General features: G+C 59.0%; 18 protein-coding genes and 1 tRNA gene. 13 read left to right on the top strand and 6 right to left on the bottom strand.

Annotation, left to right across the window (positions count from 1 at the left end):
* Positions 1-455: 455 nt before the first annotated feature.
* The 8 genes from gacA (at position 456) to ACP7BO_RS21980 (ending at position 13117) form a co-directional block, all read left to right on the top strand.
* Positions 456-1094, top strand: a complete 639-nt coding sequence (gacA, locus tag ACP7BO_RS22015; RefSeq protein ID WP_397456465.1) for a response regulator transcription factor GacA — start codon at positions 456-458, stop codon at positions 1092-1094.
* A gap of 2 nt (positions 1095-1096) precedes the next feature.
* Positions 1097-2920: an excinuclease ABC subunit UvrC gene (uvrC, locus tag ACP7BO_RS22010; RefSeq protein WP_073510894.1), complete on the top strand. Its 1824-nt coding sequence runs from the start codon at positions 1097-1099 to the stop codon at positions 2918-2920.
* A gap of 223 nt (positions 2921-3143) precedes the next feature.
* The gene (gene pgsA / locus ACP7BO_RS22005) at positions 3144-3701 is read left to right on the top strand and encodes a CDP-diacylglycerol--glycerol-3-phosphate 3-phosphatidyltransferase (protein WP_060691696.1); all 558 of its coding nucleotides are present in this window, start codon (positions 3144-3146) and stop codon (positions 3699-3701) included.
* A 66-nt stretch (positions 3702-3767) separates the two neighbouring features.
* Positions 3768-3843 (top strand) — tRNA-Gly (locus ACP7BO_RS22000).
* Between the two features lie 902 nt (positions 3844-4745).
* Positions 4746-7643 (top strand): Ig-like domain-containing protein, encoded by a 2898-nt coding sequence (locus ACP7BO_RS21995; protein ID WP_426212769.1) that lies wholly within the window; start codon positions 4746-4748, stop codon positions 7641-7643.
* Positions 7644-7965: 322 nt separating this feature from the next.
* Complete coding sequence (locus ACP7BO_RS21990; RefSeq protein ID WP_426212768.1) at positions 7966-10332, top strand: type I secretion system permease/ATPase; 2367 nt, start codon at positions 7966-7968, stop codon at positions 10330-10332.
* A complete protein-coding gene (locus ACP7BO_RS21985) occupies positions 10329-11573 on the top strand; it encodes an HlyD family type I secretion periplasmic adaptor subunit (protein WP_397456472.1) in 1245 nt (414 codons plus the stop codon). Before ACP7BO_RS21990 ends, ACP7BO_RS21985 begins: the two co-directional genes overlap by 4 nt.
* Before the next feature lie 2 nt (positions 11574-11575).
* A complete protein-coding gene (locus ACP7BO_RS21980) occupies positions 11576-13117 on the top strand; it encodes a TolC family protein (RefSeq protein ID WP_426212767.1) in 1542 nt (513 codons plus the stop codon).
* A gap of 186 nt (positions 13118-13303) precedes the next feature.
* Here ACP7BO_RS21980 and ACP7BO_RS21975 read toward each other — a convergent pair whose 3' ends face one another.
* Both ACP7BO_RS21975 and aroE read right to left on the bottom strand, forming a co-directional pair.
* Positions 13304-14749 (bottom strand): MFS transporter, encoded by a 1446-nt coding sequence (locus ACP7BO_RS21975; protein WP_426212766.1) that lies wholly within the window; start codon positions 14747-14749, stop codon positions 13304-13306.
* A 55-nt stretch (positions 14750-14804) separates the two neighbouring features.
* Positions 14805-15620 (bottom strand): shikimate dehydrogenase, encoded by an 816-nt coding sequence (gene aroE / locus ACP7BO_RS21970; RefSeq protein WP_060691702.1) that lies wholly within the window; start codon positions 15618-15620, stop codon positions 14805-14807.
* Between the two features lie 306 nt (positions 15621-15926).
* Between aroE and ACP7BO_RS21965 the strand changes: the two genes are divergently transcribed.
* A complete protein-coding gene (locus ACP7BO_RS21965) occupies positions 15927-16826 on the top strand; it encodes a LysR family transcriptional regulator (RefSeq protein WP_426212765.1) in 900 nt (299 codons plus the stop codon).
* 31 nt (positions 16827-16857) lie between these two features.
* Here the strand turns inward: ACP7BO_RS21965 and ACP7BO_RS21960 are convergent, their stop codons facing one another.
* On the bottom strand, positions 16858-17406 hold the full coding sequence (locus ACP7BO_RS21960; RefSeq protein WP_397456475.1) for an acyl-CoA thioesterase: 549 nt from the start codon (positions 17404-17406) through the stop codon (positions 16858-16860).
* Between the two features lie 106 nt (positions 17407-17512).
* Between ACP7BO_RS21960 and ACP7BO_RS21955 the strand changes: the two genes are divergently transcribed.
* The gene (locus tag ACP7BO_RS21955) at positions 17513-18490 is read left to right on the top strand and encodes a GlxA family transcriptional regulator (protein ID WP_426212764.1); all 978 of its coding nucleotides are present in this window, start codon (positions 17513-17515) and stop codon (positions 18488-18490) included.
* 104 nt (positions 18491-18594) lie between these two features.
* On the opposite strand, the gene ACP7BO_RS21950 is transcribed toward ACP7BO_RS21955, so the two are convergent.
* The 3 genes from ACP7BO_RS21950 to ACP7BO_RS21940 all read right to left on the bottom strand — a co-directional run bounded on the left by ACP7BO_RS21950 (position 18595) and on the right by ACP7BO_RS21940 (position 21501).
* Positions 18595-19932: an MFS transporter gene (locus tag ACP7BO_RS21950; RefSeq protein ID WP_426212762.1), complete on the bottom strand. Its 1338-nt coding sequence runs from the start codon at positions 19930-19932 to the stop codon at positions 18595-18597.
* A gap of 226 nt (positions 19933-20158) precedes the next feature.
* Positions 20159-20800 carry a 3-oxoacid CoA-transferase subunit B gene (locus ACP7BO_RS21945; protein WP_426212760.1) on the bottom strand — a complete coding sequence of 214 codons (642 nt, stop codon included), beginning with the start codon at positions 20798-20800 and terminating at the stop codon, positions 20159-20161.
* Positions 20801-20808: 8 nt separating this feature from the next.
* A complete protein-coding gene (locus ACP7BO_RS21940; RefSeq protein WP_397456480.1) occupies positions 20809-21501 on the bottom strand; it encodes a 3-oxoacid CoA-transferase subunit A in 693 nt (230 codons plus the stop codon).
* Between the two features lie 344 nt (positions 21502-21845).
* Here ACP7BO_RS21940 and benA point away from each other — a divergent pair, with 344 nt between their 5' ends.
* The 3 genes from benA to benC all read left to right on the top strand — a co-directional run bounded on the left by benA (position 21846) and on the right by benC (position 24771).
* A complete protein-coding gene (gene benA / locus ACP7BO_RS21935) occupies positions 21846-23210 on the top strand; it encodes a benzoate 1,2-dioxygenase large subunit (protein WP_397456481.1) in 1365 nt (454 codons plus the stop codon).
* Positions 23207-23695, top strand: a complete 489-nt coding sequence (gene benB / locus ACP7BO_RS21930; RefSeq protein WP_426212757.1) for a benzoate 1,2-dioxygenase small subunit — start codon at positions 23207-23209, stop codon at positions 23693-23695. Before benA ends, benB begins: the two co-directional genes overlap by 4 nt.
* Before the next feature lie 62 nt (positions 23696-23757).
* Positions 23758-24771 (top strand): benzoate 1,2-dioxygenase electron transfer component BenC, encoded by a 1014-nt coding sequence (benC, locus tag ACP7BO_RS21925; protein ID WP_426212755.1) that lies wholly within the window; start codon positions 23758-23760, stop codon positions 24769-24771.
* Positions 24772-24791 lie beyond the last annotated feature (20 nt).

The raw sequence follows: 24791 nt of genomic DNA, 5'->3' as shown, positions 1-24791 counted from the left end.
TTCTCTGGCAGGCGACCCCTAAAGTAGTGGGCGCCGTGTGGGTATCAGGCGCGCCAGTGGCTAAACCAATACCCAAAATAAAATCGTGCAGCGTTCGCGCACACAGATTCGGCCACGCGTGTTTCGCGGGTGGTCTTACAAATGTCTGTGGTGGCGTGATGCAACATGTGCTGTCTCCGATGAGTGGAGGGAGCTTACGCGAGACCGGCTGAGGTGTTCAATCAAAAATTGCTATGGATACGAGCTGCGAAGGCTATTGATGAGGCAGTGACGCCTGGTCGATGAATGGTTCGCAACCATTGGCGCTCAGCGCTTTTGAAGCCTGCAAGGCGTCGGGTTTACAGGTTTTTAGGGTTTGGCTATGGATTGCAGGCTCATGATAGGTAGGTTGGCCCAACAGTTTTTTGCTAAGGTGTCGACAATCAGCCAAGACCAAAAATTTGCGAGGTATCGACTTGATTCGGGTTCTAGTGGTCGATGACCACGATCTTGTGCGTACAGGGATCACCAGAATGCTGGCCGATATCGATGGCCTGCAGGTGGTCGGTCAAGCCGAGTCTGGAGAGGAGTCGCTGCTCAAGGCACGTGAGCTGAAACCGGATGTGGTCTTGATGGATGTCAAAATGCCCGGTATTGGCGGCCTCGAAGCTACCCGCAAAATGATGCGCAGCCACCCTGACATCAAGGTGGTTGCCGTCACCGTGTGTGAAGAGGACCCGTTCCCGACACGCCTGCTGCAGGCCGGTGCTGCTGGCTATATGACCAAGGGGGCAGGGCTGGCAGAAATGGTCCAGGCCATTCGCCTGGTATTCGCCGGTCAACGCTATATCAGCCCGCAAGTGGCTCAGCAGCTCGCGCTCAAATCTTTCCAGCCTGCCAGCGACTCTCCGTTTGACGCCTTGTCAGAGCGGGAAATCCAGATTGCGTTGATGATTGTCGGCTGCCAGAAGGTTCAAGTCATTTCTGACAAGCTCTGCCTGTCGCCCAAAACGGTCAATACCTATCGCTATCGGATTTTCGAGAAGCTTTCAGTCAAAAGTGATGTTGAACTGGCCCTGCTGGCTGTTCGTCACGGCATGGTAGATGCTGGTTAACGATGACTGACAAGTTCGATGCAAGTGCGTTTCTTTCGACCTGCAGTGGTCGGCCCGGTGTGTATCGCATGTTTGATGCCGATGCCCGTCTGCTTTACGTGGGTAAAGCCAAGAACCTTAAAAAGCGCCTGGCCAGCTACTTTCGTAAAACCGGCCTGGCGCCTAAAACTGCGGCGCTGGTCGGGCGTATAGCGCAAATTGAAACCACTATTACCGCCAACGAAACCGAGGCACTGCTACTTGAGCAGACGCTGATCAAAGAGTGGCGCCCGCCGTACAACATTCTGTTGCGTGACGACAAATCCTATCCCTATGTGTTTCTGTCGGACGGCCAGTACCCGCGCCTGAGCATTCATCGTGGCGCCAAAAAACTGAAGGGCAAGTATTTCGGACCTTACCCTAGCGCCGGCGCCATTCGCGAAAGCCTGAGCATCCTGCAAAAAACCTTCATGGTGCGCCAGTGCGAAGACAGCTACTTCAAGAACCGCACGCGTCCTTGCTTGCAGTATCAGATCAAGCGCTGCAAAGGCCCTTGCGTCGGGCTGGTGGATCCCGACGTGTATGCCGAAGATGTGCGCCACTCAGTGATGTTCCTTGAAGGCCGCAGCAGTGCGCTGACCGACGAGTTGAACAGCGCCATGGAGCAAGCCGCCAGCACCCTGGACTTTGAGCGCGCAGCCGAAGTGCGTGACCAGATATCGCTGCTGCGCCGGGTTCAGGATCAGCAAAGCATGGAAGGCGGCAACGGGGATGTCGATGTCATCGCCGCGTTCGTCAACCCGGGCGGCGCTTGTGTGCATTTAATCAATGTGCGGGGCGGACGAGTGCTGGGCAGCAAGAACTTCTTCCCCCAGGTGGGTATTGAGGAGGATGTTGGCGAAGTGATGGCGGCTTTCCTCGGGCAGTACTACATCAGTAGCCCTGAGCGCGATCTGCCGAGCGAGCTGATTGTTAATGTCGAGCATGAAAGTTTCGATGCGATCATTGATGCAATTGAGGCCTTGCGCGGCCGTGAACTGGCTATCAGTTACCGTGTGCGCGGCACCCGTGCCCGCTGGCAGCAACTGGCTGTGACCAATGCCGAACAGGCCCTGGGGGCCCGTCTGGCCAACCGCTTGCATGTGGCAGCACGTTTTGAAGCGCTGGCAAAAGTACTCAAGCTCGATGAGATCCCGCAGCGGCTCGAGTGCTATGACATCAGTCATTCCAGTGGCGAAGCAACGGTCGCTTCCTGCGTGGTATTCGGTCCCGAAGGCCCGATCAAGTCGGATTACCGGCGTTTTAACATCGAGGGTGTGACACCCGGTGATGACTATGGCGCCATGCATCAGGCACTGATGCGCCGTTTCAGCCGGCTGAAGGAGGGTGAGGGCAAGCTGCCAGACATCCTGTTGGTCGATGGCGGCAAGGGGCAGTTGTCGATGGCTCGCGATGTCATCAATGAATTGGCAATTCCAGACCTGATTCTGCTCGGTGTGGCCAAGGGCACAACCCGCAAAGCAGGCTTCGAAACCCTCTATTTGAATGACGCGGCCCATGAATTCACCTTGAAGGGTGATGATCCGGCCTTGCATTTGATCCAGCAAATCCGTGACGAAGCACACCGCTTCGCCATTACCGGGCACCGTGCGCGACGTGGCAAAACCCGTCGCACCTCAACCCTGGAAGGCATAGCCGGAGTAGGGCCGACCCGTCGCCGCGACTTGTTGAAGCATTTCGGCGGGCTGCAGGAGCTGACTCGCGCCAGCATCGAAGAGATCGCCAAGGCCCCCGGGATCAGTAAAAAGCTCGCCGAGCTGATTTATGCGAATCTGCACAGTGAATAAATATCCCTTGGCCCCCGGTTCTCTTCACAAGACCTCAACCGTGCCCTTGTCGCTCAAACTGGCTGCTCAGCAGGGCAGCCGATTCTGGTATGGTTGGGGTCTGTCACATAATCAGACTCGTGTTGGAACTCCGTTAGACATGCACCGGGAATGGTCCTAGAATTTGTCTTTCAGACCGCAACACCGAGTAGACTGCCCCCTCACCTCGTAGCCAGTTGTGCCGATGAATATCCCTAATTTGATCACCGTTCTACGCGTTCTGCTGATTCCTTTCTTCATTCTGTTGTTCTATCTGCCCTACAGCTGGAGCTATGTGGCCTCCAGTTCTGTCTTCGCATTTGCGGCGGCGACGGACTGGCTTGATGGTTACCTGGCGAGACGGCTGGAGCAAAGCACCCCGTTTGGCGCCTTCCTTGACCCTGTAGCAGACAAGCTGATGGTGGCTGTGGCCTTGGTCTTGCTGGTGCAGGAACATCACAATGTGTGGCTGACCCTGCCTGCTGCAGTGATCATCGGCCGCGAAATCGTGATTTCTGCGCTGCGTGAATGGATGGCAGAGCTGGGCGCACGGGCACAGGTTGCCGTGTCCAATATGGGCAAATGGAAGACTGCGGCGCAAATGCTGGCGTTGATCATCCTGCTGGCCAATCCGTCCGGCTTCAGCTTCTGGGTGGTGGTGGGTTATGCACTGCTGCTGGTTGCGGCAGGGCTGACGTTGTGGTCGATGGTTCAATATTTGCGAGCCGCCTGGCCGCATTTGAAGACCACCTCGACCAAATAAATAAAACTTTTTGAATCAATGGCTTGACGCATTCTTCGATCCCTGTAGAATGCCCGGCACCAAGACGCGGGAATAGCTCAGTTGGTAGAGCACGACCTTGCCAAGGTCGGGGTCGCGAGTTCGAGTCTCGTTTCCCGCTCCAAACATAGCTCTACGAATTCACGGCAATTCGATAGAGCAAGAAAACAGGACCTTCGGGTCCTTTTTGCGTTGCGGCAAAAAACACAGAAGTCCTGCAGTGTCCAATTCCTGGATCCGGTCAGGGAGGCTAGCGCGCAGGGAGCAGTTTGTTGCTAGAGCCATTCGGCTAGCAAAAATAGCCTCAGGCCTTGGCTCTGATCGAGCCTTCGCGCAGGCACTCTCAGAAATGTCTATTGGGTGCGTCCGCATCACGGGTATTGACTTCATACCCGTAAACTAACCTCAAAAAAGCGCGCGTGCCCTGGTTGCCCGAAGCATCAATTTTTGTGCGCTTCATACACAACAGGGTCATGTTATGTGTAGTGTGCCCCGGCTTTAATCTGTTGGCAGGGCAGTAACGCTTGCGAACAGATGCCAAACTTTATTGCGCGCATTGCAGTGTTATTCTTTTTAATATGATGAGCTTTGTAGTTTGCTTGATGTGTACTTATATCTTCGATCAATCTGTTGTTTGTTGCGTTTAAAATAGGTGGGCCGGGTTTAGCAGGGTGCATCGTTTAAATTAATAGTGTGTTTTATATCTAAGTAGTCGTCCCGGAAATCGTATTGATAAATCATGGAGTTAGGGGAGGCTAGGCGCTGCATGCAGGCGCCATGATAGAGCGGTGCGTAATTGATGAGATTTTTAAGAGTGTTCCGATTGTTATATTTTTCTGCCTGTAGTGTTACTGCCAGGTAGTAACGTGGAGTTACATAAATCAACGGTGCTTAGGTGTTTTTAATGTTGGGCGAGTCGTGCACTGCTTTAGACTTTTCGCCGTTAATTCTAACGCTGCGTTATCAGCTGATAATGGCCAGGGTAATTAACGTGCGATGTTTTTAAAACGATAAGGGTCTATATAAATGGCAACTCCGAATACGCCTGCTTTCATTACGCAAATAGTTGATCAAGACATTGACTACACTGGCGATATTTATGACCGCGACATCACGGTCGACCCAACTCCCCAATTGAGCGGCAGTGCGCCTGTCAACAGCCATGTCTATATATATGACGATGGAAAACTGATCGGTAGTGTCCAGGCGGACGGTGAAGGAAACTGGAGCTTCACTCCTGATCGCGATCTCGGCACTGGCTCTCATGCTCTGACCGTTATGGCTCACGGCAAAATGAGCGAACCGGTAGTTATTACGGTGCAGGCAAGCGGGGCTTCCACTGGTCGTCCAGTCATTACCAGTGTTGTCGACAATGAAGGCGAACCGGGTGAGGTGGAGCACGGCGCGACCATCAGCGACAAACCGCCAACCCTGTCCGGTACTGCTGCCCCCAACGCCTATGTCGAGATTTTTTCCAGCGGCCGTTCCGTTGGCTTTACCCAGGCCAATGCAGAGGGGCACTGGACCATCACCCCAACTCTTCCAGAAGGGCTGAATATCCTTAGCGTCAAATCCCAGGGACAACACAGCGACATCTTCACACTCACTGTTGAGGCGGCGACATCGGTCAAGCCGATCATCGAAAGCGTCCACGATAATCATGGTGAATCGGCCATGGTGGGCGATGGCGGCAGCACAGACGACAACACCCCTACGGTCTCGGGCACCGCGCGGCCGGGCGCGATCATTCAGCTGTACGCCAACGGTCGTGAAGTAGGTCGCGCCCAGGCCGACAGTAACGGCAACTGGAGCATCACCAGTTCCGCTCTGGACAATGGCGAGCAAGTGCTGAAAGTCTCCTCCGACGGGAAGTTCAGCGACGGCTTCACCATTAATGTCGAGGCCTCCACAACTCCCGAGCTTCCTGAACTGAGTATCCAGACTGTATACGACGATCAGGGTGAGTCGGGCATGGTGGGCGATGGCGGCAGCACAGACGACAACACCCCTACGGTCTCGGGTACTGCGCGGCCGGGTGCAATCGTTCAGCTGTATGCCAACGGTCGTGAAGTAGGCCGCGCCCAGGCGGACAGCAACGGCAACTGGAGCATCACGACGTCCGCCCTGGACAGTGGCGAGCAGGTGCTGAAAGTCTCCTCCGAGGGCAAATTCAGCGACGGTTTCACCATCAATGTCGAGGCCTCCACAACCCCTCAACTGAGTATCCAGACTGTCTACGACGATCAGGGTGAGTCGGGCATGGTGGGCGATGGCGGCAGCACTGACGACAACACCCCTACGGTCTCGGGTACTGCGCGGCCGGGTGCAATCGTTCAGCTGTATGCCAACGGTCGTGAAGTAGGTCGCGCCCAGGCCGACAGCAACGGCAACTGGAGCATCACGACGTCTGCCCTGGACAGTGGCGAGCAGGTGCTGAAAGTGTCCTCCGAGGGCAAATTCAGCGACGGTTTCACCATCAATGTCGAGGCTTCCACAACCCCTCAACTGAGTATCCAGACTGTCTACGACGATCAGGGTGAGTCGGGCATGGTGGGCGATGGCGGCAGCACTGACGACAACACCCCTACGGTCTCGGGTACTGCGCGGCCGGGTGCAATCGTTCAGTTGTATGCCAACGGTCGTGAAGTAGGTCGGGCCCAGGCCGACAGCAACGGCAACTGGAGCATCACCACTTCCGCCCTGGACAGTGGCGAGCAGGTGCTGAAAGTGTCCTCCGAGGGCAAGTTCAGCGACGGTTTCACCATCAATGTCGAGGCCTCCACAACTCCTCAACTGAGTATCCAGACTGTTTACGACAATCAGGGTGAGTCGGGCATGGTGGGTGAGGGCGGCAGCACAGACGACAACACCCCTACGGTCTCGGGTACTGCGCGGCCGGGTGCAATCGTTCAACTGTATGCCAACGGGCGTGAAGTAGGTCGGGCCCAGGCTGACAGCAACGGCAACTGGAGCATCACGACGTCCGCCCTGGACAGTGGCGAGCAGGTGCTGAAAGTGTCCTCCGAGGGCAAATTCAGCGACGGCTTCACCATCAATGTCGAGGCCCCAACAACTCCGGAGCTTTCCGAGCTGAGTATCCAGAGCGTCTACGACGATCAGGGTGAGTCGGGCATGGTGGGCGAGGGCGGCAGCACTGACGACAACACCCCTACGGTCTCGGGCACCGCGCGGCCGGGTGCAATTGTTCAGCTGTATGCCAACGGTCGTGAAGTAGGTCGCGCCCAGGCCGACAGCAACGGCAACTGGAGCATCACCACGTCTGCTCTGGACAATGGCCAGCAGGTACTGAAAGTGTCCTCCGAAGGGACGTTCAGCGACGGCTACGTGATTGATGTTCAAGTACCAGCCGAAGGGGGAGAGCCTGTTCGCCCGGCCATCGAATACGTCTATGACGATTTCGGCAGTGATGTCGGCCAACGCTACAGTGGCGATAGCATCGACGACCGCACCCCCTTGCTGGCCGGCACCGCAGCCCCACACGCAATCGTTGAGATTTATTCCAATGGCCAGCTGATTTATACCCTGCAGGCCGGTGAAACAGGGCACTGGGGTTTCACAGCTTCACTGCCTTATGGCGAACACACGCTCACGGCGGTGGTCGGCGGCGTCAGCAGTGAGCCGTTCGACCTGACTATTGTTGACCCGTCGCAAGTGCCCGTAGAGAGCGAACACAACAACGCGCTGTCACTCGACAGCTTATTGGCCGAAAGCCATCTTGATGTGTTTGGCGAAACCACTGAGCCTGTGGCCGAGCTGGATCCTGCCCAGACCCTGCAACTGATGGAGGCTTTTATGTCCGAATCTGCTAATGCGCTGGGCGGCAACGTTGCAGACCTCGGCTGCATGCCATTGACAGCGGAGCTGGTACTGCCGGTTGAGGAGTTGCTGCAACCGACGCTGTGATGGTTCGTGCCTGAAAACATGCTGCAGGTCGGCCAGTCTTTGAACGCCGACTCAGTTGCATAAACGGGCTGAATTCCGCGATACCGGTTGCCGGTATCGCGGTTTTTTTGCCTTGAGTTTCTCCAGGCTCAACTGCCAGCCGGCCACGCCGTTCAGCGCCAGGGATCACCGCTTGTTTAACCGCTGGCAGCAGGTCTTCAAACCTTATCGAACAGCATTCCCAACGGACCCAAGGTCCCCCGGAAAGTGATCACCCGACAGTTGCGGGCGATCGTCCAAAACCCATTTCGCCGTCTGGCGAGCCCTCTTCAGGAAGCATGTGATGGCCAGAGACATGCCTGTCAATTCAAGCATGGAGGCTCGGGCGGTGCCTGAGTCTTCAACCACTGTCCAGGATTCGCTCTTGCAGAGCGTGTCATGGATGTGTGACCACTATGGTTTGGGCAAATCGCCCCAGGCTCTCACCGCCGGCCTGCCCAAGGGCAGCTTGCTCTCGCCGTCGCTGGCCTTGGCAGCGCTGGCCAATGCCGGGCTCACGGCCGGTCTGGTGGACCGGCGTCTGCATGCCCTGCCCAAGCAGTTGATGCCAATGATCCTGCTACGCAAAGAGCAGGGTGGCTGCATTTTGCTGGATCGACGCATTGAAACCGATAGCGAAAAAAAAACCTGTTACCGCTACCAGCTGGTTGTGCCGGAGCTCGGTTACGAGCCTGTCGAACTCGGCCAGGCAGAGATGGACGCGATGTATGCTGGCCATGCCGTTCTGGTCAAGCCAACAGCCAGGATCGATACCCGCGCCGGCGATCAAACGCCGCGCGCTGCCGGCCACTGGTTGTTCAGCACTCTGTGGCGCTATCGTCGCTACTACCGCAGTGCGGCCATCGGCGCGTTACTGGTCAACGTGCTGGCGCTGGCCAGCATCTTTTTCACCATGAACGTCTATGACCGGGTGGTACCCAACCAGGCCTTTGTCACCTTGTGGTCCCTGGGCATCGGTGTGGCCATCGCGATGATCTTTGAGGCAGTTGCACGCTATGTGCGGGCTTACCTGCTGGACGTCGCCGGGAAAAAGGCGGACCTGGTGCTGGGCAGCCTGTTGTTTAGCCAGGCGCTGTCGGTGCAGATGGAGTACAAACCGGCGTCATCCGGCTCGTTTGCCAACCAGCTGCGTGAATTCGAGTCGGTGCGTGATTTCGCGACCTCGGCAACCCTCGCGACTATTTCTGATTTGCCGTTCGTGTTGATGTTCGTGGCGGTGATTTTCGCCATCGGCGGCCCATTGGGCTGGATTCCTCTGATGCTGATTCCATTGATTCTGATCATCAGCATTGCCATTCAATGGCCGCTCGCGCGCACCATGAAAGAAAACCTGCGTGAGTCGTCGCTCAAGCAAGGTGTGCTGATCGAGTCGGTAGAAGGCCTGGAAACCCTGAAAGCCGTAGGCGGTGAAGCCTACATGCAGCGGCGCTGGGAACATTTCAGCGCACTGGCGGCCAATACCTCGCTTAAATCGCGCCAGATGAACAACTCAGCCACTGGCATGGTCGCGTTTTTCCAGCAGTTTCAAACCGTGCTGCTGATCATCACCGGGGTTTACCTGATTGATGCCGGTGACCTGAGTATGGGGGCGTTGATTGCTACCGTGATGTTGGCTGGTCGCGCGACTGCACCGCTGGGTCAGGTAGTAGGGCTGGCCATACGTTTTCAGCAGGCCAAGGCAGCCATGCAGTCGCTGAACAGATTGATGGACATGCCCGTGGATCGTGACCCAAAGACCGAGTACCTGGCCAAGCCGCACCTGACTGGTCAGTTGACCCTCAAAGGTGTCGGTTTTTCTTATCCGGCGCCGCCGATGCAACCCAACCCGCCGATACTCGAAGGCATCAACCTGAAGATCCGGGCCGGTGAGCGGGTGGCGATTCTGGGACGCATCGGCAGCGGTAAATCGACCCTGTTGCGGGTCATGGCGCGCCTTTACCAACCGGTCAGCGGGCAGATGTTCAGCGATGGTTTAGACGTCAGCCAGATCGACCCGGCCGACTGGCGCCAAGCGGTAGGCTATGTGGGGCAAGACGCCCGATTGTTCTATGGCACCTTGCGTGAAAACGTGATGATTGGCCGTCCCCAGGCCACCGCCGAAGAGTTTCTGCGAGTGCTGCGCCTGACCGGCCTGGACCATGTTGCAGCCAGGCATCCCAACGGTATCAACCTGCCGATCGGCGAGATGGGCGAAGGCCTGTCCGGTGGGCAGCGCCAGCTGGTTTCGCTGGCACGCAGCCTGATTGCCCGTCCGCAATTGCTGTTGCTGGATGAGCCGACCAGCGCGATGGATTCCCAGACTGAAGTGCTGTTCCTCGAGCACCTCAAGCGGGCCACCGAAGGCCAGTCGATGGTGGTCGTTACTCACCGGCCGTCACTTTTGGCCCTGGTCACACGCATCATCGTGGTCGACGACGGCAAGGTGGTCGCCGACGGTCCCAAAGACAAAGTCCTCGCGACCTTGTCGGGCAACGCCCACGGGCAGTGCGCAGCCAGCGGCGAGGCACAGGGGGTGCCTGCCAAAACCAAGGTCGGCCCGCCACGGCCAGTCACTGCGCCAGCCCCTGAAGCGGCCAGTCATCCAGGCCGCGTAACCGCGGCTGGGGAGCCCGCGCGTACAGCGCCCGCTCAAAAGGATACGGCGCAATGATCAGCAAAATTTTCCGCCGTAACGAGGCCGAGGCAGCGCTGGCACCCGGCGATGCCGCGTTCATGAATGACATCCAGGAATCGTTGCTGGCCCAGACGACGCCTGGTTCCAAGCTGGTGCTGTACCTGATCCTGGGGGTAGTGGTCAGCGGGCTTGTCTGGGCCAGTTATGCGCGGGTTGAAGAAATCACCCAGGCAGAAGCGAGAATTATTTCCATGAGTCGTGAACAGGTGATTCAGAGCCTGGAAGGCGGGATCCTGGCACACATGTATGTTCGCGAAGGCGCGGTGGTCGAGAAGGGTGAAGTGCTGCTCAAAATTGACCCGACCCGTGCCCGGTCGAGCTATCGCGAGGCCTTGTCCAAAGTCATCGGCTTGCGGGCCAGCATCACTCGTTTACGCGCTGAGGCGTATCAGACTCCTCTGGATTTCGATGACAGGGTCAAGCAGGACCCAAGCCTCGTGGCCCAGGAAACCCAAGCGTTCAATGCGCGCCAGCGAGCGCTGAACGAAAGCGTGTCCGCGCTGGAGCGCAGCCATACCTTGACCCTGCGCGAGATCCGCATGGCAGAACCGCTGGCAGCCAAAGGCCTGATGTCGGAGGTCGAGTTGTTGCGTATGCGGCGTCAGGCCAATGACATCCAGTCGCAAATCGTCGAGCGCACCAACAAGTTTCGTGCAGACGCCAACTCCGAGCTGAGCAGAATGGAAATGGAGCTGGGCCAGACCAATGAAAATCTGGTCGGCAGAGCCGACATCGTTGATCGCACCACAGTCACTGCGCCGGTGCGTGGCACGGTCAAAAACGTGCGGGTCAACACCATCGGCGGGGTTATCCAGCCAGGGGAAAATATCCTCGAGATCGTGCCGCTGGAGGAGCAGTTGCTGGTCGAGGGCAAGATTCGTCCCGGCGACGTGGCGTTCTTGCACCCAGGTTTGCCGGCAACCGTAAAGATCACCGCTTACGACTACGCCATTTATGGTGGCTTGAAGGGTGTAGTCCAGTACATCAGCCCGGACACCCTCAAAGACGATCAAAAAGCCGCCGCAGGACGTGCCGACGACACCTATTACCGGGTGCTGGTACTGACCGACAGCAGCACACTTGAAACCGGTGGCAAGAGTCTGCCGATCATTCCCGGGATGCTGGCGTCGATGGAAATCCGTACGGGCGAAAAAACCATCCTCGACTACCTGCTCAAACCCGTGTTCAAGGCTCGCGAAGCCTTCCGGGAGCGCTGATCATGATGTTCAATTTCGCCCGTGCCGGGCAGTCTCGACACACGGCTCCAGGCCGCTTGGCGAGCAAGTGTCACGCTCCCCTGAGATGGTCCTTCTCGATCTGCCTGTCAGTCAGTTTGTACTCGAGCACCTTGCACGCTGATGAACAATCCCGGGGGGTTGACACGGTGGTGCCAGTGGCCGCTATCGGGGCGCTCGAAGGGGCGGCTGCTACGGGCTCGAAGGCACTGCCGGTTGAGGATCAAACGCTGGCGGGCGTATCCGCCGTCGCGCTGGCAGCGTTACCGCAACGTCTGGCTGCGCGTTCGGGCAGTCCTGTAGCGGGCCCGTCGGAACATGAATTACGGGCAATATTTTGGCGCGCCGTACAGGCCGCGGCCGAGCGCAGCCCGCTGGTCCGTCGCATGCAGGCCGAACAGCAGGCCGCAGTGGACGATATTGATGAAGCCAAAGGGCAGCGCTGGCCGCAGCTGGGTATTGCCATGCAGTCTCAGACGGCCAGGCTCGGCCCGGGCAAGGACAACGTCAGCACCAGCACGCAGGGGATCAATTTCAATGTAACCACGCCAGTGTATGACTGGGGCCGCATTGGCAAGACCATCGAGAGCCGCGAGCATCTGGCGCAAGCCGCTAATGCGAGTATTGAGGCGGAGCTGGAAAACTCGGCATTCGAAGTGCTGACTACGATGGTCGAATTGGGCAAGCAGCGCATCATCATCGATCTTGGCCAGCAGTACGAAAATCGCATGAGTGATCTGGTAACGATGCTCGCCGGGATCGTTGCGGTCGACAAAGGTCGTTCCAGCGAACTGACTCAGGCCAAGGCGCGTCTGCTCCAGGCGCAGTCGGCGCGCGATAACGCGCAAACCCAGGCCACGGGCGCCGAGATACAGTTGCGCAAACTGGTCGGTGAACGGCCGGTTATGATCCCTCGCACCCGCGAATGGAACATCCGCCTGGCCAGCCTGGACGGGTTGTTGCAACACGTGGATGACCATCCCAATATCCAGCGGGCTCAATCCAGCGCCGAGGCTGCGCAATTGCAGGCGCAAGTCGTACGTTCAACCTCGTTGCCACAACTGAACTGGGTGATCAGCAAGACCACTGCCGAAGATGGCATGGGCCGCAGTCAGCCATTACAAACCTCGCTGGCGGTGAGTTGGGCAGCGTTCCGTGGCGGGTCGACACGGGCCGCCGAGCGCGCAGCATTGCAGCGTGCCGAGGCCGGTCGCCAGGAAGCCGGGCAGCAGCGTATGGATCTTGAGTACTACATCCGCAATGCCAGTCACGATGCCCGAACTTTGCTTGAACGCGCCGAGCTATACCGGGACTTGACGGCTGAAACCGATCAGATACGCAAGGCGTTCTACGAACAGTGGTACCACTTGGGTAAACGTACGCTTCTGGATGTACTGAGTGCCGAGAGCGATCACTTCAGCAACCAGGTCAGTGAGATCAGCAGCCGTTTCGACGGCTACCAGGCAATTGTGCGGCAATACGCAAGTGCCGGCATCCTGGTGCAATGGTTGAGCGCGCAGCACTGAACCGCGTTCTGAGCTGGCTGATTGAACCTGTTGCGCGCCAGGCATTGGCAAAAACAATGCCGTTGACCTAAACGACTGCTACCTCAACTGTAGGAGCGAGCTTGTCTCGCGAGCTTTTCAAGACGCACAGAGCTCGCGAGACAAGCTCGCTCCTACAAAGGCAGGGTAAAGCACTCGTGCTTCGTTCTACCTGCCGGTTGAAGCTGCGACCTCAGGCTGAACATGTACCGGGACTGGCGTTGCAGCATGGGCGATTTCCCAGGCATCACGGGGCTCGTCCAGATCGCGGTTCAGGGTTTCCGGGGTCTTGTACGTGGTGTAAAGGGTGATCAGCGTGAGCAGGGTCAGGTAGCACGCGATCGGCAGCCAGGCGCCGACACCGGCGTTGGCGTCGCCGTCGTGGCTGGCCACCACCAGGGCGATAAGGCCGGCACCGATCAGCGGCGCAATGCCGCCCGCGATCACTGCCGAGGCTTCCCGGGCAATCGATACCCCCATGTAGCGGTGGCGCGAGCCGAACAGCTCGGGCATCAGCGCCGCCTGGGTGCCGAACATGCCCCAGGTACCGATGCCCAGTGCGATGGAGATGGCAATGATGCTCGCCATTACGTTGCCCAGGCTGAGCACCCACCAGACCGGGAAGGCCAGGGCCAGTTGCAGAAATGCGAAGGAGCGGTACACCACGACGCGGCCAAAGCGGTCGCTGAGCTTGCCGGCAATCGGTACGGTTATTGCGCCCAGGCAGGCTGCGCAGATCAGGGTCAGCACGCCCACAGGCCCTTGCAAGCCCACCACCCCAACGATGTAGCTCACCGCCAGCGCCTGGTAAATCGACGAGCCACCGTTTTCCCCCAAACGCAGGCCGATGCCGATCAGCAAGGTGGCCCTGGAGTGTTTCATCGCACTTTTCAGCGGGTTGACGCTGACGCGCTTGAGCGCCTTGAGGCGCAGGAAGGTCGGCGATTCCTTGAGCGACAGACGCATGTACAGGCCCAGCCCGACGATCACCACGCTGCTGAAAAACGGCACGCGCCACAGCCCGCTCTCGATCACGTTGTCATTGCCGCTGACCACCAGGAAATACACCACCGCTGCCAGGATAGTGCCCAGCTGGATGCCGAGAAACGGCAGGGCGGCGTAGAACCCGCGTCGGCCCTGGGGGGCATACTCGGTCATCATCACCGCTGCACCCGCCTGTTCGGCACCGGCACCCAGACCCTGCAGCAGGCGCAGAACCACCAGCAGTACCGGGGCCAGATAGCCGACCTGATGGAAGGTGGGCAGGGCACCGATCAGGGTGCTGGAAACCCCCATCAGCAGCACTGTCGACGCCAGCACGAATTTGCGCCCGACGCGGTCACCGATCATGCCGAACAGCACGCCGCCCAGCGGCCGTATCGCAAAGCCCAGGAAGTAGGTGCCGAAACTGGCGATCAGGCTCATGGCGCGGGTCTGTTCGGGGAAAAACAGCGGCCCGAAAATCAGCGCCGCGGCCAGGGTATACAGCGCAAAGTCGTAATATTCCAGAGCGCTGCCCAGGGAGCAGGCCCAGGCGGCACGGTGCAAATCTTTCTTGCGCTCTTGCCCGTCAGGGATCTGGGCGGTGTCGGATGCAGCATGATCGTGAGTCATCTTGGTAACTCCAGGTGCCTTTACGGCATCTTGTTATTGACAGGTAGTCGGGGGCTTACAATTTCAACCGCTGTATTTCCTCAAGCATGGCCTGCTCCATGATGTCGATGGGTGCAGTTTTGCCGGTATAGAGCTCGATTTGTCGACACGCCTGATGCACCAGCATGCGAGTGCCGGCCACGGTGCAGCAACCCAGGGCTTTGGCTTGCTGCAACAGCGCGGTCTGCACCGGCATGAACGCCACATCCATGACAACCAGATGGCTGGCCAGGCGGCCATCGAGCGGGTTGTTGTCCGGCTGCTTGAAGCCCACCGAGGTGGCGTTGATGACAATATCGAAGTGGCTGGCCGTGAAGGCCTCGACGCTACCACCCCAGCCGGCACCCAGATCCTTGGCCAGGGCCGCACCGCGTTCGGCACTGCGGTTGAACACCGTGACCCGAGCCGCTGCTTGCACGCAACCGAAGACCACCGCGCGGGCTGCGCCGCCGGCACCGATCACGGCAATCCGCTTGCCATCCAGAGCAGTGACTTCCTGCAGGGCGCGAATGGCGCCCAGGTAGTCGGTGTTGTAGCCGGTCAGTACGCCGTCCACGTTATTGATGGTGTTGACCGCGCCAATCACCAGGGCTGATTCGTCGATTGCATCCAGGTGAGGCATTACTGCCGTTTTGTAGGGCATGGAAACGTTCATGCCGCGCACGCCCAGCGTGCGGATGGCCGCCACCGCGGCTACCGGATCTTCGACGCCAAAACAGACAAAGGTGTAGTCCAGGCCCAGGGCCGCGTAAGCCGCGTTGTGGATCCTGGCCGAAAGCGAAAATGCTGAGCCCATGATTGAGCCGCAGAGGGTTGGCAGGGAGTGAGGCATGTTGGAGTCCTTGGCGTGAGAGTCGGACGGCGCGGGTAAGGCCGCCACCGGGGAACAGGGGCGGGGCGCTGACGAAACCGGACGCTGGGCAGGCGCGGCAAGCTGCTGCGCCGTACAGTTACTCAACGTTGCCCCGGCGCACGTTCGGGTGAATGTGGTTGATCATGTCTGTCTCCTTCCCTGGATTCATGAATGGTTCAATGGCGCCACTTTCAACTGCTATCTCCCTGGCGTGCCAATCGTTTATGGTGATGCCGTGATCACCGCTGGTGATCACCAAAGACGCATTAGCGAATCGGAGGATCAGTGGAACTCAAACATTTGCGGGCTTTTGCGGCCTTGGCCGAAGAACTGCACTTTGGTCGTGCGGCGGTGCGTCTGCACATTGTCCAGCCGGCCTTGAGTGCGCAAATACGAGCCCTGGAAGAGGATGTAGGGGCGCAATTGTTCGAGCGTGACCGGCACGGGGTCGAGCTGACCGAGGAGGGCGCACTATTTCTGCCCGAGGCCCTGGCGACCCTGCGCCAGGCCGGGCGCGCCCGTGAGGTGTTGCAGCAGGCCGCGGCCGGAGAGGTGGGGGTGCTGCGTCTGGCATTTGTGTCTTCAACCCTGTCGCACCTGTTGCCGGTGCTGATACGCACTCTGGAGGCGCGTTACCCGCGCATCGAACTTGACCTCAAGGACATGCCTTCGCAGCTGCAGATCCGCGGCCTGCTGGACAATGCTCTGGATTTTGGCCTGGTACGCCTGCCCTTGAATGTGTCCGGCATGCACACCCGCATGCTGTTCGAGGAGTCGCTGGTGGTGGCGCTGGCACAGGACCACCCGTTGTGTGCCAAGCGTCGTATACAGCCGCAGGATCTGCTCGGGTGTCCGCTACTGGTGCTGGGGCGAAAGTTTGCCCCCGGTTTGTATGACCAGATGCTGGTGGGGTTTCACCGGCGCAAGATAACGCTGACGATTGCCCGGGAGATGGGCGAGTTTCCCACCCTGTTAGCGTTGGTGGCCGCCGGTCTGGGAATCGGCATCCTGCCAGATGGTGCTGCCTCGGCGCTGCCGGCCGGGGTGGTGATCCGCCCGCTGACACTGGCCATGAGCGGCGCGGGCATAGGGGTTGCCTGGACGGGCCTTGAGAACCCGCGCAAGCGGGCCCTGATGCAGGTGCTCGACGAGCTCTATCCCGCGTCGGGCCCGGAGTCCGTTTAGGGCGCCAGGCACGCCAGGGTCAAGCCCGCAGTTATCTGCGCTGCTGTTCTTCTTCGCGTAACTGGGCGCTCATGTCATCGCAACTTTTCGCCCAGGCTTGCAGCCATTCGGGCATCGCTGGCGATACCTCGGCCAATCCCAGTTCACGGACAAAATCTGCGGACGGGATTGTGCCCTTGGCCGAACGAAACAACCCGCGCATCACCACAACCCCGACCACTCGGCCCCGGCTGATGAAACGGTGCTCCATCACGCTCCATTTTTGATCCCAGCCCAGTATGCGGGTGTGGATTTCAAACGCTTCGAACAGCTTCAGTTCGCGGCGGAACTTGCCCCAGGTATCACCCACAATCGGCAGTGCCTTATTGCGCATGGCCACGCGAAATGCGCCGCTGCGCAGCACGAAATCCATGCGCCCGACATCGGCCAGGGTGAAATAGCGGCCATTGGTGACGTGGCGGTTGAAGTCCAGGTCCAGCGGCCAGACACGCATCCGTACCACGGTGCTGTCCAGACCATCGACAGGCTTGCGCCAGGGGCGCCGAAACAGCATGAGCAGTAACCGAAACCAGAGATTCATAAGTACGCCGGGCAGTGATTGAAGGCTGCACTCTAGCGGGGAGGAATCAGGTAAGGTAGGTGCGCAAATGACTTATTACATGCGAAAAGCGCAACCTGGATCTTTTATGCACATTACCTTGCTCCTGGCCGACCAATGCTCGGCTGCAAGCGCCACGCTCGCCCTTGAAATGCTCGGTGCGGCCAATCTGTTTGCCGGCAGTGCGCAGGCGCCTTTTACCGTGGTGGTCGCTTCGCTTGATGGCCAGGTCGTCACTGCCTGGGGCGGGCAACAGTTGCAAGTTGACCGGTCGACGGCCCAGGTCGGGCAGACCGATCTGGTGCTGATACCGGGGTTTCTTTTCACCTTGAAAGAGGCTTTGCCGGGGTTTTCGGCCTATGGCCCGTGGCTGCGCAGCCAGCACACGCAGGGGGCGGTGATCGCATCGATGTGCACCGGTGCATTCATGCTGGCCGAGAGCGGTTTGCTGAAGGGTTTGCGCGCCACCACGCACTGGGCTTTTGCCGAGCTTTTTGCCCGGCGCTACCCTGCAGTGATACTGGAGGAGGCGCAGATCCTATGCGAAGAAAACCGGCTAATCACCAGCGGTGGTGCGAGCGCCGCAATGGATTTGATTTTGCACCTGATACGCCGCTTCGGTTCTGCGGAACTGGCCCACACCTGCAGCAAATACTTGCTGATTGATAACGTGCGCAGTGAGCAATCGGTATACGCCATGTGGTCGTTGCCCAAGAGCCACGGCGACGCAGAGATCCTGCGGGTCCAGCATTGGCTGGAGCAACACTTCGCCGGGCCGGTGCTGATCGATGATCTGGCCCGGCGTTTCGGTTTTGGCATCCGCAATTTCAAGCGTCGCTTCAAGGAGGCCACCGGGCATACCCCCATTGCCTATCTGCAAACCCTGCGTCTGGAGCGGGCCAAGCAACTGCTGGAGTCCACCCGCATGACGCTGGACAGCATCACCTATGCCGTGGGCTACGAAGACAGCAACTCCTTTCGCCGATTGTTTGTGCAGCGGGTGGGTCTGTTGCCGGTGGCTTATCGCAAGAAGTTCCAGCCAGCCCAGAGCGATTCAGCGCCGTAAGTGCGGTTCGCCCTTAATGCGCTTACCAGAAACGCCATCGCGAGCAAGCGGGACCTGACTACCCTCGGCATCGCCAAAGTTCGCGCCCGGTGCCGGCGCGAGTCTCAATGCGCCGCCAGCGGCTGGCACTCGGCTGCCTCGGGCCGGGGGCGAATGATCAGCAGGCCTGCCGTTGCAATCACCAACGGCACCACCAGCGCGCTGTAATAACCGGCGGGGCCGCCGTGTTCGAGAAACCAGCCACCGCTCGCAGAGCCGATGATGGCTCCCACACGCCCCAGCGCAATGGCCCAGCCTGTCGCGGTTGCGCGTAATGCGGTGGGGTATGCCTGGGCAACCATGTAGTTCAATACGATTTGCTGACCGCCAATGCCCAGGCCTGCGCAACCGGCGAGGGTAAATACCAGTGCCCAGTGGTTGCCACTGTTAGCCAGGCCCAGGCAGAGGGCAATACCAAATACAAACAGGATCAGCAGCAACAGCCGGGTATTGATTTTCGGCAGGATGATCGACAGCGGGATCGCGCAAACCACAAACACCGTATTGACCGCCACCGTGCCCATGGGGGCCTGCTCTGCCGGCAGGCCGGTGGCTTTGAGGACGGTAGGTAACCAAGACAGAAGCATGAACCACGCAACCCAGTTGAACAGGTAGACGGTCCAGATCCCGAGCGTGTTGCGGGCCAGCCCTGCGCTGAACAAAGAGCTCACCCCGGTTTTTACCTCCAGTTCCGGAACACTGTAGGTACTGTCCGGGGAAATCCGGGTTTTGCTGATGGCACCGAGGATTTTCCCGATCTTGTTGCGGCTGACATTGCCTTGGCGTCTGGTTAAAAAATACAAGGATTCCGGGAGGGCGAAGATCAATACCGCCAGCAGCAACAGCGGCACGATGCCGCCCACAGCAAAGATGCCTTGCCAGCCAATGGACGGCAGCATCCAGGCGGCCAGCAAACCGCCCAGAATGGCGCCGGCAGGCAAACCCAGCAGTACCGTGGTCATGATCGTGCCGCGTTGTCTGGCGCTGCCGTACTCGGCCGCCAGCGACAGCACCACGGGGGTCGCGCCGCCCATGCCGATGCCTGCGATAAACCGCAAGACCAGAATCTGCTCCGTGGTCCGGGCAAAGGCTGTTGCCAGGGATGCAACGGCAAACAGTGCGACTGCCGCGATGATGATCGGTCGGCGACCGAACTTGTCGGCCATTAAACCCAGAGCCATCGCCCCGAGCACCATGCCGACAATCCCGGCGGTCAGGATCGGCGCCAGCGCACCTGCTCCCAGGCCGAAGGCCTGAATGATCGAAGGACCGGTGAAGGCAATCGCCTGGGTATCGAAACCGTCGAGGATGGCAACCAAAAAACACAGTGCGAAAACCCGCCATTGAAAGGCGCTGATTTGCCTGCTGTCGATCAACTCGGGAATGGAATAGTGCGTGCTCATGGCGGCTCCGGCGGTTCCAGTTTTTTTATAGTTATGTGCAGGCGCAGCCTGCCGGAGCAGAGGCTAAAGGCGGGGGGTTGTCAGCGTCTAATATCATTTGGGTGCCGTGCAATACCTCCAGGGTATGACTGGCGGGGGAGGCACTCTAGATACCGGCCATTGAGCCCGGTTCAGGTGCAGTGAGGCCGCGGGCGACCTCGTGCGGGGGGATGTGAGGTGCGCCGACTTATTGAAGCAACGGCACGCCACTGAGGTCCTGCAAGGCTTCGAAGCTGATATCCGCGAGGATCTCGCGCACCAGCAGGCCCTGGGGGGTAACGTCCAGAATCGCCAGGTCGGTATAGATTCGGCTGACGCAGGCGATGCCCGTCAGCGGGTAGGTACACTCCGGCACCAGTTTGCTTTCGCCGTTCTTGGTCAGGTGATCCATCATCACGAATACCTGGCGTGCGCCGGTGGCCAGGTCCATCGCGCCGCCTACCGCAGGTATCGAACCTTCGGCTCCGGTATGCCAGTTGGCCAGATCGCCTTTGACCGAAACCTGGAAAGCACCCAGTACGGCAATGTCGATGTGCCCGCCGCGCATCATCGAGAACGAGTCGGCGTGATGGAAATAGGCGCCACCGGCCAGCAACGTCACATGCTGCTTGCCGGCGTTGATCAGGTCATCATCTTCCTCTCCAGGGGCCGGGCTCGGGCCCATGCCCAGCACGCCGTTTTCGCTGTGCAGGAACACCTCCTTGTCCCCCAGGTAGTTCGCCACCAGCGTCGGTACGCCAATGCCCAGGTTCACATAAGCGCCCTCGAGAATATCCTTGGCCACGCGCTGGGCCATTTCGTTGCGCGAAAGTTTGTTAATGACGGTCATGGTGGGCCTCAGTTGACGTTGGCGATCGGAGAGCGGGCGGATGGCACCGCAACCACGCGCTGGACAAAAATCCCCGGGGTGATGATGTGTTCAGGGTCCAGTTCGCCCAGCTCGACGATCCGGTTGACCTGTGCAATGGCCGTGGTCGCCGCCATGGCCATGATCGGTCCAAAATTGCGCGCGGCTTTACGGTAGGTCAGGTTGCCCCAACGATCACCTTTTTCGGCTTTGATCAGGGCGATGTCTGCGCGCAACGGCATTTCCAGTACAAAGTTGCGGCCCTCGATTACCCGGGTCTCCTTGCCCTCGGCCAACAATGTGCCGTACCCGGTCGGCGTATAGAACGCACCGATTCCCGAGCCGGCCGCCCGGATGCGTTCGGCCAGGTTGCCCTGGGGCACCACCTCCAGCTGCACTTTTCCGGCCCGGTACAGTTCGTCAAACACATAGGAGTCGGACTGGCGCGGGAATGAGCAAATGACCTTGGCGACACGCCCGGCCTTGAGCAGTGCAGCCAGGCCGATTTCACCGTTGCCGGCGTTGTTGCTGATGATGGTGAGGTCGCGAGCGCCCGATGCAATCACACCGTCCACCAGTTCCGAGGGCATGCCGGCGGTGCCGAAGCCCCCCACCATGATGATCGAGCCATCGGCGATGCCATCCAGTGCGGCAGCGATGGATTCGAAGGTTTTGTTGATCAAGGCGTGCTCCTGATTTTAGGTTGAATGAACAGATCAATCTGCTGGCCGACCGTTCGTGCAACGGTCCGGCATGTGCATAGGGTGCCAAACATCGAACCCGAGAGGGCGACGCCACATGCGATGTCGTGCGATTAACGAACGCTTGGTGAAATTGCCCTCTGTGCAGCTGCGCCCTGAGGCGCGATCTGTGGCCCGCACCCGATAACGCCCGCCCTCATTGCGACCGACTACGGCACCGTGCTGTTTTGCACAAAGCGGATAACGGTCTGCACGCAACGGATATTGCCGCACGCACAGGTCGGTGACACTGCCACAACCACATAACAACAATGGAGTCTCAGGCCATGTCCATAGGCGTCGAGTACCTCAATTCCTTGCTCGAAGAAAACCGTGATGAAGGCCTCTACCGCTGCAAGCGTGAGATGTTTACCGACCCCCGCCTGTTCGACCTCGAAATGAAGCACATTTTCGAAGGCAACTGGCTGTACCTCGCGCATGAGAGCCAGATCCCGCAGAAAAACGATTACATCACCCTGCAAATGGGCCGCCAGCCGGTGTTTATTGCGCGTAACAAGGACGGGGTACTCAACGCCTTCCTCAATGCCTGCAGTCACCGCGGAGCGATGCTGTGCCGGCACAAACGCGGCAACAAGTCGTCCTATACCTGCCCGTTCCACGGCTGGACGTTCAACAACTCGGGCAAGCTGCTCAAGGTCAAGGATCCTGGCAACGCAGGTTATCCCGCCAGCTTCAACTGCGAAGGCTCCCATGACCTGACCAAAGTCGCCCGCTTTGAGTCGTACCGTGGTTTTCTGTTCGGCAGTCTGAATGCCGATGTGGTGCCGCTGGCCGAACATCTGGGTGAGTCGGCAAAGATCATCGACATGATCGTCGATCAGTCCCCCGATGGCCTGGAAGTCCTGCGCGGCGCCTCCAGCTACATCTATGAGGGCAACTGGAAACTGACCGCCGAAAACGGTGCCGACGGTTACCACGTCAGTTCGGTGCACTGGAACTATGCCGCCACCCAGAACCAGCGCAAGGAGCGCCAGTGCGGTGATACCAACCCGACCATGAGTGCCGGTGGCTGGGCTAAAAGCGGCGGCGGTTTCTACTCGTTCGACAAAGGTCACATGCTGCTCTGGACGCGCTGGGCGAACCCGCAGGACCGGCCGTTGTACGAGCGCCGTGATGAGCTGGTCAATGACTTCGGTCAGGCCCGCGCCGACTGGATGATCGGTAATTCGCGCAATCTGTGCCTGTATCCCAACGTCTATTTGATGGACCAGTTCAGCTCGCAGATCCGGATTGCCCGGCCGATCTCGGTCAACCAGACCGAGATCACCATCTACTGCATCGCCCCGGTGGGCGAGAGCGCAGAAGCCCGTTCGCGGCGCATTCGCCAGTACGAGGACTTCTTCAACGTCAGCGGCATGGCCACCCCCGATGACCTGGAGGAATTCCGTTCCTGCCAGATGGGTTATCAAGGCAGCGCTACGGCCTGGAACGATATGTCGCGTGGTGCCGAACACTGGGTCGAAGGGCCGGATGAAGCGGCGCTGGAGATTGATTTGCAGCCGTTGCTCAGCGGCGTGCGCACCGAAGACGAAGGGTTGTTTGTGGAGCAGCACAAGTACTGGAAAGAGACCATGTTGCAAGCCGTGGCCACTGAACAGGCAGGAAAAATTCCTGCGCGGGAGGTCCAATGAGCATGTCATACGATAGCGTGCGCGATTTTCTGTTCCGCGAAGCCCGGTACCTGGACGACAAACAGTGGGACCAGTGGCTGGAACTCTACGCCGCCGATGCGACGTTCTGGATGCCGTCCTGGGATGACGATGACGAGTTGACCGAAGACCCGCAAAGCGAAATCTCGCTGATCTGGTACGGCAGCCGGGAAGGTCTGGAAGACCGTATTTTCCGGATCAAGACCGAGCGTTCCAGCGCCAGCATCCCGGACACCCGCACCTCCCATAACTTGAGCAATATCGAGATCATCGAGCAGAGCAGCGACCAGTGCGTAGTGCGCTTCAACTGGCACACCCTGAGCTTTCGCTACAAGACGGTCGACAGCTATTTCGGCAGCAGTTTCTACACCCTCGATACCCGCGGCGAGCAGCCGTTGATAAAGGCCAAGAAAGTCGTGCTGAAAAACGATTATGTCCGCCAGGTCATCGATATTTACCACCTGTAAATCGGGCTGCATTCCAGCGCCCGCCCAGTATGCGGGGGGAGTGCAGCCATGCGAGGTATGCCATGAGCCACAAGATTGCCCTGAATTTTGAAGACGGCGTGACCCGTTTTATCGACGCCAACGCCAGTGAAACCGTTGCCGACGCGGCGTACCGCCAAGGGATAAACATTCCCCTGGACTGCCGCGACGGCGCCTGCGGTACCTGCAAATGCTTCGCCGAATCCGGTGAATATGATCTGGGCGAGGAATACATCGACGATGCCCTGACCGCTGAAGAGGCTGGCGAAGGTTTTGTCCTGACCTGCCAGATGCGCGCCAAGGGTAACTGCGTGGTGCATATCCCGACGTCTTCTGAGGTCTGCAAGACCGGTCAGTCCTCCTATGAAGGTGCCATCCAGGAAGTGCGTCGCCTGTCCGACAGCACCCTGTCGTTGTCGATTCAGGGGCAGGGGCTGGCTGACCTGACGTTCCTGCCGGGCCAGTACGTAAACCTGAATGTGCCGGGCAGTGATCAGACCCGTGCCTATTCTTTCAGCTCGGTACAGAAAGACGGGCGTGTCAGCTTCCTGATTCGCAATGTACCCGGCGGCCTGATGAGCCACTTTCTCACCGAGCTGGCCAAGGTCGGCGACCCCATGAGCCTGGCCGGTCCACTGGGCAGTTTTTACCTGCGCCCGATCAAGCGGCCCTTGCTGTTGTTGGCCGGCGGTACCGGTCTGGCGCCGTTTACGGCGATGCTTGAGACCATCGCGCAAAAGGGCAGTGATCATCCTCTGCACCTGATTTATGGCGTGACCAACGATTTTGATCTGGTGGAAATCGACCGTTTGAAAGCACTGGCGGCGAGCATTCCCAACTTCACCTTCAGTGCCTGCGTGGCCAACCCGCAGAGCGAGTGGCCGCAAAAGGGCTATGTCACCCAGCACATTGCCCCTGAGCATTTGAATGGCGGTGATGTGGATATTTATCTGTGCGGACCGCCGCCGATGGTTGAAGCCGTGAGCCAGTACATCCGCGAGCAGGGCATTTCACCCGCCAACTTCTACTACGAAAAATTCGCCGCCAGCGCTGCTTGAACACGCGGCTACGACAAAGG

This window comes from Pseudomonas sp. TWR2-1-1 (assembly GCF_049897045.1).
GTDB classification, from domain to species: Bacteria; Pseudomonadota; Gammaproteobacteria; order Pseudomonadales; family Pseudomonadaceae; genus Aquipseudomonas; species Aquipseudomonas versuta.
Note: the sequence above shows the minus strand (reverse complement) of the source record. Positions and strands in the feature narration are given on the sequence as shown.